Below are 15,012 nucleotides of genomic sequence, written 5' to 3' on the forward strand. Positions count from 1 at the left end.
CCACGACCGATACCGGGGCAGGATTTGTGTCATTCCAGCGCGTCGCTGCATGAGCGCCGCGCTGGAATGGCATAAAAAACACACCTTGCTCCGGGTGATTCGGTCGGGACGCCGCCGCGCGGGATCGCCGGCGCGGCGAATGAAATGCATGAATACAAAGGAGCAACCATGTCCATGTTCAACAAGGTCGTGAAGGAATTCCAGTGGGGCCAGCACAAGGTGCGCCTCGAAACCGGTGAAGTCGCCCGCCAGGCGAGCGGTGCCGTGATCGTCGACGTGGAAGACACCGTCGTGCTGGCAACCGTCGTCGGCGCGAAGTCGGCGAAGCCGGGTCAGGATTTCTTCCCGCTGACCGTCGACTACCTCGAAAAGACCTACTCGGCCGGCAAGATCCCGGGCGGCTTCTTCCGCCGCGAAGGCCGTCCGTCGGAGCACGAGACGCTGACGTCGCGCCTGATCGACCGTCCGCTGCGCCCGCTGTTCCCGGAAGGCTTCTACAACGAAGTCCAGGTCGTGATCCACGTGCTGTCCGTGAACCCGGAAATCCCGGCGGACATCCCCGCGCTGATCGGCGCATCGGCCGCGCTCGCCGTGTCGGGCCTGCCGTTCAACGGCCCGGTCGGTGCCGCGCGCGTCGCGTACATCGACAACGCGTACGTGCTGAACCCGACGCGTGACCAGCTCAAGGCATCGAGCCTCGACCTCGTCGTGGCGGGTACGGAGCGCGCCGTGCTGATGGTCGAGTCGGAAGCCGATCAGCTGACGGAAGAGGTGATGCTGGGCGCCGTGGTGTTCGGCCACGAGCAGATGCAGGTCGCGATCGACGCGATCCACGAACTGGTGCGCGACGGCGGCAAGCCCGAGTGGGACTGGCAGCCGGCGCCGAAGAACGAGGCGCTGATCGCGCGCGTGACCGAACTGGCGCAGAACGATCTGCTCGCCGCTTACCAGCTCCGCGACAAGCAGGCGCGTTCGGCGAAGCTGAAGGAAGTCTACGCGGCGACGTCGGCGAAGCTCGAGGAAGACGCGCTGGCGGCCGGTACGGTCGCGGCCGACAAGGCCACGGTCGGCAACGTGCTGTTCGACATCGAAGCGAAGATCGTCCGTTCGCAGATCCTGAACGGCGAGCCGCGTATCGACGGCCGTGACACGCGCACCGTGCGCCCGATCGAGATCCGCACCGGCGTGCTGCCGCGTACCCACGGCTCGGCGCTGTTCACGCGCGGCGAGACGCAGGCGCTGGTCGTCGCGACGCTCGGCACGAAGGGTGACGAGCAGATCATCGACGCGCTCGAAGGCGAATACCGCGAGCGCTTCATGCTCCACTACAACATGCCCCCGTTCGCAACCGGCGAAACGGGCCGCGTCGGCTCGCCGAAGCGTCGCGAAGTCGGCCACGGCCGCCTCGCGAAGCGCGCGCTGGTCAAGTGCCTGCCGAGCGCCGACGAATTCGGCTACTCGATCCGCGTCGTGTCGGAAATCACCGAATCGAACGGTTCGTCGTCGATGGCATCGGTGTGCGGCGGCTGCCTCGCGCTGATGGACGCCGGCGTGCCGATGAAGGCGCACGTCGCGGGTATCGCGATGGGCCTGATCCTTGAAGACAACAAGTTCGCGGTGCTGACCGACATCCTCGGCGACGAAGATCACCTCGGCGACATGGACTTCAAGGTGGCCGGCACGGAGCAAGGCGTGACGGCGCTGCAGATGGACATCAAGATCCAGGGCATCACGAAGGAAATCATGCAGGTCGCGCTCGCGCAGGCGAAGGAAGGCCGCATGCACATCCTCGGCAAGATGACGTCGGCGGTGTCGGGTGCGAACACGCAACTGTCGGAATTCGCGCCGCGCATGATCACGGTCAAGATCAACCCGGAAAAGATCCGCGACGTGATCGGCAAGGGCGGTTCGGTGATCCGTGCGCTGACGGAAGAAACGGGCACGACCATCGACATCTCGGACGACGGCGTCGTGACGATCGCGAGCACGAGCAGCGAAGGCATGGCCGAAGCGAAGAAGCGCATCGAGCAGATCACGGCTGAAATCGAAGTCGGCCAGGTGTACGAAGGCACGGTGCTCAAGCTGCTCGATTTCGGTGCGATCGTGAACCTGCTGCCGGGCAAGGACGGCCTGCTGCACATCTCGGAAATCGTCAACGAGCGCGTGAAGGACATCAACGACTACCTGAAGGAAGGCCAGCAGGTGAAGGTCAAGGTGATCCAGACGGACGAGAAGGGTCGCGTGCGTCTGTCGGCGAAGGCGCTGCTGAACGAAGCAGCGGCGTCGCAGTCGGATACGCCGCCGCAGCAGTAAGCGGACAGGCGTGAGAACGGCCGGCAGTGCGAAAGCGTGCCGGCCGTTTTTTCTGTAGCATCGTTGTGCGGCGCAGCAGCGCCGGCGAGGCGCCCGCGCCCTGCGCACGGGCATGCCATTCCGATTCCGATCCTGGAGCGATTTTCACCATGAAAGCCATCGAAATCACCGAATTCGGCGCCCCCGACGTGCTGAAGCTCGCGGAGCGTCCGCGGCCCGAACCGAAGCGCGGCGAGGTGCTGATCAAGGTGGCGGCTTCCGGCGTGAACCGGCCCGACGTGTTTCAGCGCAAGGGCGCCTATGCGCCGCCGCCGGGCGCGTCGGATCTGCCGGGCCTCGAGGTCGCGGGCGAGATCGTCGGCGGCGATTTGTCGGATGCGGCGCTGAACCCGTTCGGCCTGAAGCTCGGCGATCGCGTGTGCGCGCTGCTCGCGGGCGGCGGCTATGCCGAATATGCGGTCGCGCCGCTGCCGCAGTGCCTGCCGGTGCCCGACGGCCTCACCGATATCGAGGCCGCGTCGTTGCCCGAAACGTTCTTCACCGTGTGGAGCAACGTGTTCGACCGTGCGCAGCTCGGCGCGGGCGAGGGCGGCGAGCAGGAGACGCTGCTCGTGCAGGGCGGCTCGAGCGGCATCGGCGTGACGGCGATCCAGATCGCGCATGCGCTCGGCTTTCGCGTGTTCGCGACGGCCGGCACCGCCGACAAGTGCCGTGCGTGCGAGGCGCTCGGCGCCGAGCGCGCGATCAACTACAAGACCGAAGACTTCGTCGAAGTCGTGAAATCGCTGACGCACGATCGCGGTGTCGACGTGATCCTCGACATGGTGGCGGGCTCGTACGTGCCGCGCGAGCTGTCCGCGCTCGCGGACGGCGGCCGTCTCGTGCTGATCGCGCTGCTCGGCGGCGCGAAGGCCGAGGTCAACCTGAACGAGATCCTGCGCCGCCGGCTGACGGTGACGGGTTCGACGCTGCGCCCGCGCCCGGTCGAATTCAAGGCGCGCATCGCCGCGCAGTTGAAGGCGCGCGTGTGGCCGCTGCTGGCCGACGGTCGCATCAAGCCCGTGATCTATCGTGTGCTGCCGGCCGGCGAGGCCGCGCAGGCGCATGCGCTGATGGAGAGCGGCGAGCACATCGGCAAGATCGTGCTTGATTGGGGCGCGAACGTGTGACGGCCCGCGCGGCGGGCTTGACATACGCGGTTTGACCGGTTCAAGCCGCGCGCAGTAAAATCGCGGGTTTGCTTCGCCAGATCCAACCTGACGGCCGGGTTCCGGTACGTTAATGACAAGATAGTGACGAGACGGACACGATGTCGAAACAACGAACAAAGCGAGTGATCGGCAACTGGAAGATGCACGGCCGGCTGGCCGGCAACCAGGCGCTGCTGAACGAAGTGGTGCAGGGTGCGGGCGCGGTGGCGGCTGAAACGTCGATCGGCGTGTGCGTGCCGTTCCCGTATCTCGCGCAGGTTCAGGCGCAGCTCGGCGGTGGCCGTGTCGCGTTCGGTGCGCAGGACGTGTCCGCGCACGAGCAGGGCGCGTTCACCGGTGAGGTGGCGGCTGCGATGGTGGCGGAGTTCGGCGCGCAGTATGCGATCGTCGGCCACTCGGAGCGTCGCGCGTATCACGGCGAAAGCAGCGAGACGGTCGCCGCGAAGGCGCAACGCTCGCTCGCGGCAGGCCTCACGCCGGTCGTGTGCGTCGGCGAGACGCTCGACGAGCGCGAGTCGGGGGCGACCGAGCAGGTCGTCGGTGCGCAGCTCGACGCGGTGCTGGCCGTGCTGACGGCTGACGAAGCCGCCCGCATCGTCGTCGCGTACGAGCCGGTCTGGGCGATCGGCACGGGCAAGAGCGCGACGTCGGCGCAGGCGCAGGACGTGCACGCGTTCCTGCGTGCGCGTCTCGCGGCAAAGGGTGCGGCGGACGTGTCCGTGCTGTACGGCGGCAGCGTGAAGCCGGACAACGCGGAAGAGCTGTTCGCGCAGCCGGACATCGACGGCGGCCTGATCGGCGGCGCGTCGCTGAAGGCGGAAGATTTCCTGGCGATCTGCCGGGCCGCGCGTTGAGCGGTCCGAGATCGAATTGAACCATGACGGCGGCCGGTCGGTCCGGTCGCCCGATCCAATCGGGTGGGTGTGATGCTGTTATTCAAGACGCTGATTATTGTGGTGCAGGTGCTGTCTGCACTCGGTGTGATTGGGCTCGTGCTGCTGCAGCACGGCAAGGGTGCCGACATGGGCGCTGCATTCGGCAGCGGCGCGTCGGGCAGCCTGTTCGGTGCGACGGGTTCGGCGAACTTCCTGTCGCGCACGACGGGCATTCTCGCGGCGATCTTCTTCGTCGCGACGCTCGCGCTGACGTACCTCGGTTCGTACAAGTCGACGCCGTCGGCAGGCGTGCTCGGCACGGCCGTGACCGCGCCGGCATCGACCCCCGCAGCATCGGCGCCGGCCGTCGCGGCGTCCGCTGCCGCCGGTTCGGCCGCAAGCGCGCCGGGCCAGGATGTCCCGAAATAAAAAGTCAATTTTTTTGCGGTTGTGCGTTGAACAAATCCGGAACTCGGGTTAGAATTTAATTCTTGAAGCGATTCGCGGGAACAAGCAGCACAACCCGAGTTGCATGCAGTGCCGACGTGGTGAAATTGGTAGACACGCTATCTTGAGGGGGTAGTGGCGAAAGCTGTGCGAGTTCGAGTCTCGCCGTCGGCACCAAAGTTACTCAATGCCAGCCGCTTCTAGTGGCTGGCATTTTTCATTTGTGGGGTGTGCTTGCGGTTGTCTTGCGATCGCCTGTACTCCGAAATGATTCCTTCCGCCGGAAGTGGTATTCTCCGGACGCTCAGAACCAACCGATAGAGGATTGCCTTGAACCTCGCAGCCTATTACCCCGTCTTGTTGTTCCTCCTCGTGGGCACTGGTTTAGGTATAGCGCTGGTCAGCATCGGCAAGCTCCTTGGTCCCAACAAGCCGGACGTCGAGAAGAACGCACCATACGAGTGCGGCTTCGAAGCCTTTGAAGACGCCCGGATGAAATTCGACGTTCGGTATTACCTCGTCGCCATCCTGTTCATCATCTTCGATCTCGAAACCGCATTCCTGTTCCCGTGGGGCGTCGCGCTCCGGGATATCGGCTGGCCGGGTTTCATCGCAATGATGATTTTTCTGCTCGAATTCCTGCTGGGCTTTGCCTATATCTGGAAGAAAGGCGGGCTCGACTGGGAGTGATGGGTTAATCGCCGGTTTGCATGAGCGGCCACGCTCGGTCGCTCGTCTGGAGTGGAAAGCAAATGAGTATCGAAGGGGTCTTGAAGGAAGGGTTTGTCACCACGACGGCTGACAAGCTGATCAACTGGACGCGTACCGGCTCGCTGTGGCCGATGACGTTCGGGCTCGCGTGTTGCGCCGTCGAGATGATGCATGCGGGCGCGGCCCGTTACGATCTGGACCGGTTCGGCGTCGTATTCCGTCCGAGCCCGCGTCAGTCGGACGTGATGATCGTCGCCGGCACGCTGTGCAACAAGATGGCGCCCGCGCTTCGCCGCGTGTACGACCAGATGGCCGAGCCGCGCTGGGTGATCTCGATGGGGTCGTGCGCGAACGGCGGTGGTTACTACCACTACTCGTACTCGGTGGTCCGCGGCTGCGACCGGATCGTGCCGGTCGACGTCTACGTGCCGGGCTGCCCGCCCACGGCCGAGGCGCTGGTCTACGGCGTGATCCAGCTTCAGGCGAAGATCCGCCGCACCAATACCATCGCCCGTCAATAAAGCCCCGAGCGTCCCCTCAATATGGCAAGCAAAATCGAGACCCTGAAGGCAAACCTCGAAGCCGCGCTCGGCGCGCGCGTGGTGAGCCTCACCGAAGCGATCGGTGAACTGACGCTCGTCGTGAAGGCGAGCGATTACCTCGAAGTCGCAAAGACGCTGCGCGACGATCCGAAGCTCCGATTCGAGCAACTGATCGACCTCTGCGGCGTCGACTACCAGACCTTCGGCGACGGCGCCTACGACGGCCCGCGCTTCGCGGCCGTGTCGCACCTGCTGTCGGTCACGAACAACTGGCGCCTGCGCCTGCGCGCATTCGCGCCGGACGACGATCTGCCGATCGTGGCGTCGCTGGTCGACATCTGGACCTCGGCGAACTGGTACGAGCGCGAAGCGTTCGACCTGTACGGCATCGTGTTCGAAGGCCACCCCGACCTGCGCCGCATCCTCACCGACTACGGCTTCATCGGTCACCCGTTCCGCAAGGACTTCCCGGTGTCGGGCTACGTCGAAATGCGTTACGACCCGGAAGAGAAGCGGGTCGTGTACCAGCCGGTGACGATCGAGCCGCGCGAAATCACGCCGCGCGTGATCCGCGAGGATCGCTATGGCGGTCTGAAACATTAAGGGGGCGTCATGGCAGAAATCAAGAACTACACGCTCAACTTCGGCCCGCAGCACCCGGCAGCGCACGGCGTGCTGCGCCTCGTGCTCGAGCTCGACGGCGAAGTCATCCAGCGTGCCGATCCGCACATCGGCCTGCTGCACCGCGCGACGGAAAAGCTCGCGGAATCCAAGACCTTCATCCAGTCCGTGCCGTACATGGACCGTCTCGACTACGTGTCGATGATGGTCAACGAGCACGGCTACGTGCTCGCGATCGAAAAGCTGCTCGGCATCGACGTGCCGGAGCGCGCGCAGTACATCCGCGTGCTGTTCGACGAAATCACGCGCGTGCTGAACCACCTGATGTGGATCGGCGCGCACGCGCTCGACGTCGGCGCGATGGCCGTGTTCCTGTACGCCTTCCGCGAACGCGAAGACCTGATGGACGTGTACGAAGCGGTGTCCGGTGCCCGGATGCACGCGGCGTACTATCGTCCGGGCGGCGTCTACCGCGACCTGCCTGACGCAATGCCGCAATACAAGGCGTCGAAGATTCGCAACGAGAAGGCGCTCGCGAAGATGAACGAAGCGCGCAGCGGCTCGGTGCTCGACTTCATCGACGATTTCTTCACGCGCTTCCCGAAGTGCGTCGACGAATACGAAACGCTGCTGACCGACAACCGGATCTGGAAACAGCGTCTGGTCGGGATCGGCGTGGTGAGCCCCGAACGTGCGCTGCAGATGGGCCTGACGGGCCCGATGCTGCGCGGCTCGGGCATCGCGTGGGACCTGCGCAAGAAGCAGCCCTACGAAGTGTACGATCGGATGGATTTCGACGTGCCGGTCGGCGTGAACGGCGATTGCTACGACCGCTATCTGGTGCGCGTCGAAGAAATGCGCCAGTCGATCCGCATCGCGAAACAGTGTATTGAGTGGCTCCGCAAGAATCCGGGCCCGGTGATGACGGACAATCACAAGGTTGCCCCGCCGTCGCGCGTCGGCATGAAGACCAACATGGAAGACTTGATTCACCACTTCAAGCTCTTCACCGAAGGTTTCCATGTGCCGGAAGGCGAAGCGTACGTGGCGGTCGAGCATCCGAAGGGTGAGTTCGGCATCTACCTCGTGTCCGATGGCGCCAACAAGCCGTATCGCCTCAAGATTCGCGCGCCGGGTTTCGCGCACCTGGCGTCGCTCGACGAAATGGCGCGCGGTCACATGATCGCCGACGCCGTCACGATCATCGGTACGCAGGACATCGTGTTCGGCGAAATCGATCGCTAATGGTTGCGCCGCCCGCGAGCGCGGGCGGCGAGCAGTCAGTCACATGCGAAGTCACATGCGGTATGCGCTGAACCAGCGCGGCTTCGCAAGCTGTCAACAGAGTGAGCGCCAGGTCTGCCGCCCATGCACCCCAGTGTGCGGCAGGTTGTTCGTTCGGTAGGAATTGAAAGAGTCGTGTCTGAAAATGATCTCAGCTGAAGGCCTGAAGGAAATCGATCGAGCGTTGACGAAGTATCCCGCCGATCAGAAACAGTCCGCCGTGATGTCGGCGTTGGCCGTTGCTCAGGAAGAGCACGGCTGGCTGTCGCCCGAACTGATGCAGTTCGTCGCGGACTATCTCGGCATGCCGGCCGTTGCCGTGCAGGAAGTCGCGACGTTCTACACGATGTACGAGCTCAAACCGGTCGGCAAGCACAAGATCACGCTCTGCACGAACCTGCCGTGCCAGCTCGGCCCGCACGGCGGCGCGGAAGCGACTGCCGACTACCTGAAACAGAAGCTGGGCATCGGCTTCGGCGAGACCACGCCCGACGGCAAGTTCACGCTGAAGGAAGGCGAATGCATGGGCTCGTGCGGCGATGCGCCGGTGCTGCTGGTGAACAATCACAGAATGTGCAGCTTCATGAGCCGCGAGAAGATCGACCAGCTGCTTGAGGAGCTCTCGAAATGACGTCCCTCCACGACCGTCACATCAAACCGCTGATCCTCGCTGGTCTGAACGGCGAGAACTGGCACCTCGAAGATTACGTCGCGCGCGGCGGCTACAAGCAGCTGCGCCGTATTCTCGAAGAAAAGATTCCGCCCGAGCAGGTGATCGCCGACGTGAAGGCGTCGGGCCTGCGTGGCCGCGGCGGTGCGGGCTTCCCGACCGGCCTGAAGTGGAGCTTCATGCCGCGCCAGTTCCCCGGGCAGAAGTACCTCGTCTGCAATTCGGACGAAGGCGAGCCGGGCACGTTCAAGGATCGCGACATCCTGCGCTGGAACCCGCATGCGCTGATCGAAGGCATGGCCATCGGCGCGTACGCGATGGGCATCACCGTCGGCTACAACTACATCCACGGCGAAATCTTCGAAGTGTATCGACGCTTCGAAGCCGCGCTCGATGAAGCGCGCGCGGCCGGGTTCCTCGGCGACAACATCATGGGCTCGGAATTCTCGTTCCAGCTGCATGCGCACCACGGTTACGGCGCGTACATCTGCGGCGAGGAAACGGCGCTGCTCGAGTCGCTCGAAGGCAAGAAGGGCCAGCCGCGCTTCAAGCCGCCGTTCCCGGCGAGCTTCGGCGTGTACGGCAAGCCGACCACCATCAACAACACCGAGACGTTCGCCGCGGTGCCGTTCCTGCTGTCCATCGGGCCGCAGAATTACCTCGAGATCGGCAAGCCGAACAACGGCGGCACGAAGATTTTCTCGGTGTCGGGCGACGTCGAGCGTCCGGGCAACTACGAAGTGCCGCTCGGCACGCCGTTCGCGACGCTGATGGAGCTCGCCGGCGGGATGCGCGGCGGCAAGAAGATCAAGGCCGTGATTCCGGGCGGTTCGTCGGCGCCGGTGATCCCGGGCGACATCATGATGCAGACGGATCTCGACTACGATTCGATCGCGAAGGCGGGCTCGATGCTCGGTTCCGGCGCGGTGATCGTGATGGACGAGACGCGCTGCATGGTGCGCTCGCTGCTGCGCCTGTCGTACTTCTACTACGAGGAATCGTGCGGCCAGTGCACGCCATGCCGTGAAGGCACCGGCTGGCTGTATCGCGTCGTGAACCGTATCGAGCACGGCGAAGGGCGCCAGGACGATCTGGACCTGCTGAACTCGGTGGCCGAGAACATCATGGGCCGCACGATCTGTGCGCTCGGCGATGCGGCGGCGATGCCGGTACGCGGGATGCTCAAGCACTACTGGGACGAATTCGCGTACCACGTCGAGCACAAGCACTGCATGGTCGGCGGCCACGCGCACGCGGCGGCAGCCTGAAGCGCACCCGGTTGCGGAATTTGAGCGCACGGTCGGGCCAAGGCGCGAACGGGCGGAAATAGGTTAAGGACCATTCACCATCATGGTTGAACTTGAAATAGACGGCAAGAAGGTCGAGGTGCCCGAAGGCAGCATGGTGATCCAGGCTGCGCACAAGGCGGATACGTACATTCCTCACTTCTGCTATCACAAGAAACTGTCGGTTGCGGCCAACTGCCGGATGTGTCTCGTCGAAGTCGAGAAGATGCCGAAGGCCGTGCCTGCCTGTGCGACACCCGTGTCGGCCGGCATGATCGTCCGCACGCAGTCCGACAAGGCTGTGAAGGCGCAGCAGTCGGTGATGGAATTCCTCCTCATCAATCACCCGCTCGATTGCCCGATCTGCGATCAGGGCGGCGAATGCCAGCTGCAGGATCTGGCGGTCGGCTACGGCAAGTCGTCGTCGCGCTACTCGGAAGAAAAGCGCGTGGTGTTCCACAAGAACGTGGGCCCGCTGATCTCGATGGAAGAAATGTCGCGCTGCATCCACTGCACGCGCTGCGTCCGCTTCGGCCAGGAAATCGCCGGCGTGATGGAGTTCGGCATGCTGGGCCGCGGCGAGCATTCGGAAATCACGACGTTCGTCGGCAAGACGGTCGATTCCGAAATGTCGGGCAACATGATCGACCTGTGCCCGGTCGGCGCGCTGACCAGCAAGCCGTTCCGCTACAGCGCCCGTACGTGGGAACTGTCGCGCCGCAAGTCGGTGAGCCCGCACGATTCCGTCGGCGCGAACCTCGTCGTGCAGGTGAAGAACAACCGCGTGATGCGCGTGCTGCCGTTCGAGAACGAAGCCATCAACGAGTGCTGGATCTCGGACAAGGATCGCTTCTCGTATGAAGGCCTCAACAGCGAAGAGCGCCTGACGAAGCCGATGCTGAAGCAGGGCGGCCAGTGGATCGAAACCGACTGGCAGACCGCGCTCGAATACGTCGCGAAGGGCCTGAAGGGCATCGCCGCGGATCACGGCGCGAACGCGCTGGCGATGCTCGCGAGCGCACACAGCACCGCTGAAGAGCTGTTCCTCGTGAAGCAGCTCGCCAACGAACTGAAGACGCCGAACGTCGACTTCCGTCTGCGTCAGCAGGATTTCTCGGCACCGGTGCAGGGCGCACCGTGGCTCGGCATACCGATCGCCGATCTGTCGAACGTGGACGCCGCGTTCGTCGTCGGTTCGTTCCTGCGCCGCGACCACCCGCTGTTCGCATCGCGCCTGCGTCAGGCTGCGAAGAACGGCGCGAAGCTGCACTTCCTGCACGCGACCGGTGACGATTCGCTGATCCCGACCGCGCAACGCATCGTCGCCGCGCCGTCCGCATGGCTCGACGAACTGGCCGGCATCGCCGCGGCCGTCGCGCAACTGCGCGGCGTCGCGCTGCCCGACGCGCTCGCGGGCGTCACCGCATCGCCGGCCGCGCAAGCTGTCGCACAGTCGCTCGCGAACGGCGAGCGCCGTGCGGTGCTGCTCGGCAACGTCGCGGTCCGTCATCCGGAATTCGCGAAGCTGCACGCCGTCGCCCAGTGGATCGCCGACAACACCGGCGCCACGTTCGGCTTCCTGACGGAAGCGGCGAACACGGTCGGCGCGCACGTCGTCGGCGCACTGCCGGGCGAAGGCGGCCTGAACGCACGCGAAGCGTTCGCGCAGCCGCGCAAGGGCTACGTGCTGCTGAACGTCGAACCGGAATTCGACACCGCCGATCCGGCACAGGCACTGGCCGCGCTGAACCAGGCGGAAATGGTCGTCGTGATGTCGCCGTTCAAGCACGGCCTCGACTACGCCGACGTGCTGCTGCCGGTTGCGCCGTTCACCGAAACGGCCGGTACGTTCGTCAACGCCGAAGGCACCGTGCAGGGCTTCAACGGCGTCGTGCGCCCGCTCGGCGACACGCGTCCGGGCTGGAAGGTGCTGCGCGTGCTCGGCAGCCTGCTCGGCCTGCCGAACTTCGAATACGAGACTGCGGAAGAAGTACGTCTCGCTGCGCTCGGCGAAGCCGGCGTCGCGGGCCGCCTGTCGAACCAGACGTCGGTCGCGCCGGCTCGTGCCGCGGCGAATGCCGCGAACGGCGGTTTCGAGCGCTTGGCCGATGTGCCGATCTATCACGCCGACGCGCTCGTGCGCCGCGCAGGTGCGCTGCACCTGACGGCCGCCGCGAAGGCGGCGAATGCCGCAGCCTTGCCGGCCGCGCTGTTCGACAAGCTGGGCTTGAAGGAAGGCGACGCCGTGCGCGTGCGCCAGGGCGAGCGTGCGGTGCAGTTGCCGGCCGTGCGCGACGCGAATCTTGCGGAGACGGTCGTTCGCGTGTCGGCGGCGACGCCTGCCGGTGCAGCGCTCGGCAGCCTGTCCGGTGAACTGGTGGTGGAGAAGGCGTAAATGAGCTTGTTCGATACGATCAACGCGGGCGGGGCCGAGCTTCTCGGCTTCGCGTGGCCGACGGTGTGGGCAGTCGTGCGCATCCTCGTCGTCTCCGTCGTCATCCTGCTGTGCGTCGCGTACCTGATTCTGTGGGAACGCAAGCTGATCGGCTGGATGCACGTGCGTCTCGGCCCGAACCGCGTCGGCCCCGGCGGCCTGCTGCAGCCGATCGCCGACGTGCTGAAGCTGCTGCTGAAGGAAGTCATTCAGCCGAGCGCCGCCAGCCGCTGGCTGTACCTGATCGCGCCGGTCATGACCGTCGTGCCGGCATTCGCCGTGTGGGCGGTGATCCCGTTCCAGGCCCAGGCCGTGCTCGCGAACATCAACGCGGGCCTGCTGTACGCGATGGCGATCTCGTCGATCGGCGTGTACGCGGTGATCCTCGCGGGCTGGGCGTCGAACTCGAAGTACGCGTTCCTCGGCGCGATGCGCGCCGCGGCGCAGATGGTCTCGTACGAAATCTCGATGGGCTTCGCGCTGGTGCTCGTGCTGATGACGGCCGGCAGCCTGAACATGTCGGAAATCGTCAATTCGCAACAGCACGGCTTCTTCGCGGGCCACGGCGTGAACTTCCTGTCGTGGAACTGGCTGCCGCTGCTGCCGGCGTTCGTCGTCTACTTCATCTCGGGCATCGCCGAAACGAACCGTCACCCGTTCGACGTGGTGGAAGGGGAGTCGGAAATCGTCGCCGGTCACATGATCGATTACTCGGGCATGGCGTTCGCGCTGTTCTTCCTCGCCGAGTACATCAACATGATCGTGATCTCGGCGCTGGCTGCGACGCTGTTCCTCGGCGGCTGGGACGCACCGTTCGAATTCCTGTCGTTCATCCCGGGCATCTTCTGGCTGGTGCTGAAGGTCTTCGCGCTGCTGTCGGTGTTCATCTGGGTGCGCGCGACGTTCCCGCGCTACCGTTACGACCAGATCATGCGTCTGGGCTGGAAGGTGTTCCTGCCCGTCACGGTGGTCTGGGTGGTCGTGGTCGGCTTCTGGATGATGTCGCCGCTGAACATCTGGGTGAAGTAAGGACGAAATCATGACGGCTATCCAACACTTCTTTAAAACCTTCTTCCTGACCGAGCTGCTGAAAGGGCTCGCGCTGACCGGTCGTTACACGTTCAAGCGCAAGGTCACCGTGCAGTTCCCGGAAGAGAAGACCCCGATTTCGCCGCGTTTCCGCGGGCTGCATGCACTGCGCCGCTACGAGAACGGCGAAGAGCGCTGCATCGCGTGCAAGCTGTGCGAGGCCGTGTGCCCCGCACTGGCGATCACGATCGAATCGGAAACGCGCGCGGACAACACACGCCGCACGACGCGCTACGACATCGACCTGACGAAGTGCATCTTCTGCGGTTTCTGCGAAGAGAGCTGCCCGGTCGATTCGATCGTCGAGACGCAGATTCTCGAGTACCACGGCGAAAAGCGCGGCGACCTGTATTTCACGAAGGAAATGCTGCTCGCGGTGGGCGATCGCTACGAGAAGGACATCGCCGCGGCGAAGGCTGCCGACGCGCCGTATCGTTGATTGTGTTTGCAGTGCCGGCCCGGCATGAACGATGAACGGGCCGAGCCGCCGCGACGGGTGCGGGCGTTCCGCAAGCCGCGCCTGACTATGGCCTAACGATGAACCGGTAATCATGGAATTCACGACCGTACTGTTCTACATCTTCGCGCTGCTCCTGGTGGTATCAGGGCTGAAGGTGATCACTTCGCGCAACCCGGTGGCGTCTGCGCTTTTCCTTGTGCTGGCGTTCTTCAACGCCGCCGCGATCTGGATGCTGCTGGAAGCGGAGTTCCTCGCGATCCTGCTGGTTCTGGTCTACGTGGGCGCGGTGATGGTGCTGTTCCTGTTCGTCGTGATGATGCTGGACATCAACATCGACTACCTGCGCCGCGACTTCAAGCGCTTCGTGCCGATGGCAACCGTGGTCGGCGCGATCATCGTGATCGAGACCGCGCTGATCCTGTGGCGCGGTTACGGCGACACGCACACCGTGCATGCGATGGCGACGGGCGAGATGGCCAACTGGTCGAATACGCGCCTGATCGGCAAGGTGATCTACACCGACTACATCTTCGCGTTCGAAATCGCCGGCCTCGTGCTGCTGGTCGCGATCATTGCCGCGATCGGGCTGACCGAGCGCAAGGGCAAGGACAGCAAGCGCCAGCGCGTGTCGGATCAGGTCAAGGTGCGCCGCGACGACCGCGTGCGCCTCGTGAAGATGGAAGCGGACAAGCCGGAGCCGGAAACGGCGCAGAGCGAAGCCGGTTCGGGCACCAACGGCTAAGCGGAGGAAAAGGAAACCATGTTGACTCTTGCTCATTACCTCGTGCTCGGCGCGATCCTCTTTGCGATCGCGATCGTCGGGATCTTCCTGAACCGCCGCAACATCATCATCATCCTGATGGCGATCGAACTGATGCTGCTGGCGGTGAATACCAACTTCGTCGCGTTCTCGCACTACCTCGGCGACGTGCACGGCCAGATCTTCGTGTTCTTCGTGCTGACCGTCGCCGCAGCGGAAGCCGCGATCGGCCTCGCGATTCTGGTGACCCTGTTCCGCAAGCTCGACACGATCAATGTCGAGGATCTCGATCAGCTCAAAGGTTAATTT

Annotated in this window: 15 protein-coding genes and 1 tRNA gene; all 16 read left to right on the top strand. The window is 64.3% G+C overall.

Annotation, left to right across the window (positions count from 1 at the left end):
* Nucleotides 1–168: 168 nt before the first annotated feature.
* A complete protein-coding gene (gene pnp, locus HWW87_RS23585; protein WP_175822361.1) occupies nucleotides 169–2,313 on the top strand; it encodes a polyribonucleotide nucleotidyltransferase in 2,145 nt (714 codons plus the stop codon).
* A gap of 149 nt (nucleotides 2,314–2,462) precedes the next feature.
* The gene (locus tag HWW87_RS23590) at nucleotides 2,463–3,482 is read left to right on the top strand and encodes an NAD(P)H-quinone oxidoreductase (protein WP_175822362.1); all 1,020 of its coding nucleotides are present in this window, start codon (nucleotides 2,463–2,465) and stop codon (nucleotides 3,480–3,482) included.
* Between the two features lie 140 nt (nucleotides 3,483–3,622).
* Complete coding sequence (gene tpiA / locus HWW87_RS23595) at nucleotides 3,623–4,378, top strand: triose-phosphate isomerase (RefSeq protein WP_175822363.1); 756 nt, start codon at nucleotides 3,623–3,625, stop codon at nucleotides 4,376–4,378.
* Nucleotides 4,379–4,450: 72 nt separating this feature from the next.
* Entirely contained in the window at nucleotides 4,451–4,828 is a 378-nt protein-coding gene (gene secG, locus HWW87_RS23600) for a preprotein translocase subunit SecG (protein ID WP_175822364.1), read from the top strand.
* A gap of 110 nt (nucleotides 4,829–4,938) precedes the next feature.
* Nucleotides 4,939–5,023, top strand: a tRNA-Leu gene (locus tag HWW87_RS23605).
* 153 nt (nucleotides 5,024–5,176) lie between these two features.
* Nucleotides 5,177–5,536: an NADH-quinone oxidoreductase subunit A gene (locus tag HWW87_RS23610; RefSeq protein ID WP_006398798.1), complete on the top strand. Its 360-nt coding sequence runs from the start codon at nucleotides 5,177–5,179 to the stop codon at nucleotides 5,534–5,536.
* A 62-nt stretch (nucleotides 5,537–5,598) separates the two neighbouring features.
* A complete protein-coding gene (locus HWW87_RS23615) occupies nucleotides 5,599–6,078 on the top strand; it encodes an NADH-quinone oxidoreductase subunit B (RefSeq protein ID WP_006398799.1) in 480 nt (159 codons plus the stop codon).
* Nucleotides 6,079–6,099: 21 nt separating this feature from the next.
* Entirely contained in the window at nucleotides 6,100–6,702 is a 603-nt protein-coding gene (locus tag HWW87_RS23620; RefSeq protein WP_006478264.1) for an NADH-quinone oxidoreductase subunit C, read from the top strand.
* A gap of 9 nt (nucleotides 6,703–6,711) precedes the next feature.
* Entirely contained in the window at nucleotides 6,712–7,965 is a 1,254-nt protein-coding gene (locus tag HWW87_RS23625; protein ID WP_175822365.1) for an NADH-quinone oxidoreductase subunit D, read from the top strand.
* Between the two features lie 184 nt (nucleotides 7,966–8,149).
* Entirely contained in the window at nucleotides 8,150–8,635 is a 486-nt protein-coding gene (gene nuoE / locus HWW87_RS23630) for an NADH-quinone oxidoreductase subunit NuoE (RefSeq protein WP_006478266.1), read from the top strand.
* Nucleotides 8,632–9,942: an NADH-quinone oxidoreductase subunit NuoF gene (nuoF, locus tag HWW87_RS23635; protein ID WP_175822366.1), complete on the top strand. Its 1,311-nt coding sequence runs from the start codon at nucleotides 8,632–8,634 to the stop codon at nucleotides 9,940–9,942. The genes nuoE and nuoF overlap by 4 nt, the downstream gene beginning before the upstream one ends.
* 82 nt (nucleotides 9,943–10,024) lie before the next feature.
* Nucleotides 10,025–12,355: an NADH-quinone oxidoreductase subunit NuoG gene (gene nuoG, locus HWW87_RS23640; RefSeq protein WP_175822367.1), complete on the top strand. Its 2,331-nt coding sequence runs from the start codon at nucleotides 10,025–10,027 to the stop codon at nucleotides 12,353–12,355.
* Entirely contained in the window at nucleotides 12,356–13,423 is a 1,068-nt protein-coding gene (gene nuoH, locus HWW87_RS23645) for an NADH-quinone oxidoreductase subunit NuoH (RefSeq protein WP_174388178.1), read from the top strand.
* Nucleotides 13,424–13,433: 10 nt separating this feature from the next.
* Nucleotides 13,434–13,922 carry an NADH-quinone oxidoreductase subunit NuoI gene (gene nuoI / locus HWW87_RS23650; protein WP_124453079.1) on the top strand — a complete coding sequence of 163 codons (489 nt, stop codon included), beginning with the start codon at nucleotides 13,434–13,436 and terminating at the stop codon, nucleotides 13,920–13,922.
* A gap of 112 nt (nucleotides 13,923–14,034) precedes the next feature.
* Nucleotides 14,035–14,685 carry an NADH-quinone oxidoreductase subunit J gene (locus tag HWW87_RS23655; protein ID WP_174388177.1) on the top strand — a complete coding sequence of 217 codons (651 nt, stop codon included), beginning with the start codon at nucleotides 14,035–14,037 and terminating at the stop codon, nucleotides 14,683–14,685.
* Between the two features lie 18 nt (nucleotides 14,686–14,703).
* Nucleotides 14,704–15,009 carry an NADH-quinone oxidoreductase subunit NuoK gene (gene nuoK / locus HWW87_RS23660; protein ID WP_004185739.1) on the top strand — a complete coding sequence of 102 codons (306 nt, stop codon included), beginning with the start codon at nucleotides 14,704–14,706 and terminating at the stop codon, nucleotides 15,007–15,009.
* Nucleotides 15,010–15,012 lie beyond the last annotated feature (3 nt).

Origin of the sequence: Burkholderia sp. BCC0419 (assembly GCF_902830285.1) — a bacterium.
Lineage (GTDB): Bacteria > Pseudomonadota > Gammaproteobacteria > Burkholderiales > Burkholderiaceae > Burkholderia.

What these genes read in the sequence shown, in the direction of transcription:
- HWW87_RS23620 (WP_006478264.1), top strand. Translation starts at nt 6,100, where the DNA reads ATGGCAAGCAAAATCGAGACCCTGAAGGCAAACCTCGAAGCCGCGCTC.
- pnp (WP_175822361.1), top strand. Translation starts at nt 169, where the DNA reads ATGTCCATGTTCAACAAGGTCGTGAAGGAATTCCAGTGGGGCCAGCAC.
- nuoH (WP_174388178.1), top strand. Translation starts at nt 12,356, where the DNA reads ATGAGCTTGTTCGATACGATCAACGCGGGCGGGGCCGAGCTTCTCGGC.
- HWW87_RS23625 (WP_175822365.1), top strand. Translation starts at nt 6,712, where the DNA reads ATGGCAGAAATCAAGAACTACACGCTCAACTTCGGCCCGCAGCACCCG.
- secG (WP_175822364.1), top strand. Translation starts at nt 4,451, where the DNA reads ATGCTGTTATTCAAGACGCTGATTATTGTGGTGCAGGTGCTGTCTGCA.
- nuoI (WP_124453079.1), top strand. Translation starts at nt 13,434, where the DNA reads ATGACGGCTATCCAACACTTCTTTAAAACCTTCTTCCTGACCGAGCTG.
- nuoG (WP_175822367.1), top strand. Translation starts at nt 10,025, where the DNA reads ATGGTTGAACTTGAAATAGACGGCAAGAAGGTCGAGGTGCCCGAAGGC.
- HWW87_RS23655 (WP_174388177.1), top strand. Translation starts at nt 14,035, where the DNA reads ATGGAATTCACGACCGTACTGTTCTACATCTTCGCGCTGCTCCTGGTG.
- HWW87_RS23590 (WP_175822362.1), top strand. Translation starts at nt 2,463, where the DNA reads ATGAAAGCCATCGAAATCACCGAATTCGGCGCCCCCGACGTGCTGAAG.
- nuoK (WP_004185739.1), top strand. Translation starts at nt 14,704, where the DNA reads ATGTTGACTCTTGCTCATTACCTCGTGCTCGGCGCGATCCTCTTTGCG.
- HWW87_RS23615 (WP_006398799.1), top strand. Translation starts at nt 5,599, where the DNA reads ATGAGTATCGAAGGGGTCTTGAAGGAAGGGTTTGTCACCACGACGGCT.
- tpiA (WP_175822363.1), top strand. Translation starts at nt 3,623, where the DNA reads ATGTCGAAACAACGAACAAAGCGAGTGATCGGCAACTGGAAGATGCAC.
- nuoE (WP_006478266.1), top strand. Translation starts at nt 8,150, where the DNA reads ATGATCTCAGCTGAAGGCCTGAAGGAAATCGATCGAGCGTTGACGAAG.
- nuoF (WP_175822366.1), top strand. Translation starts at nt 8,632, where the DNA reads ATGACGTCCCTCCACGACCGTCACATCAAACCGCTGATCCTCGCTGGT.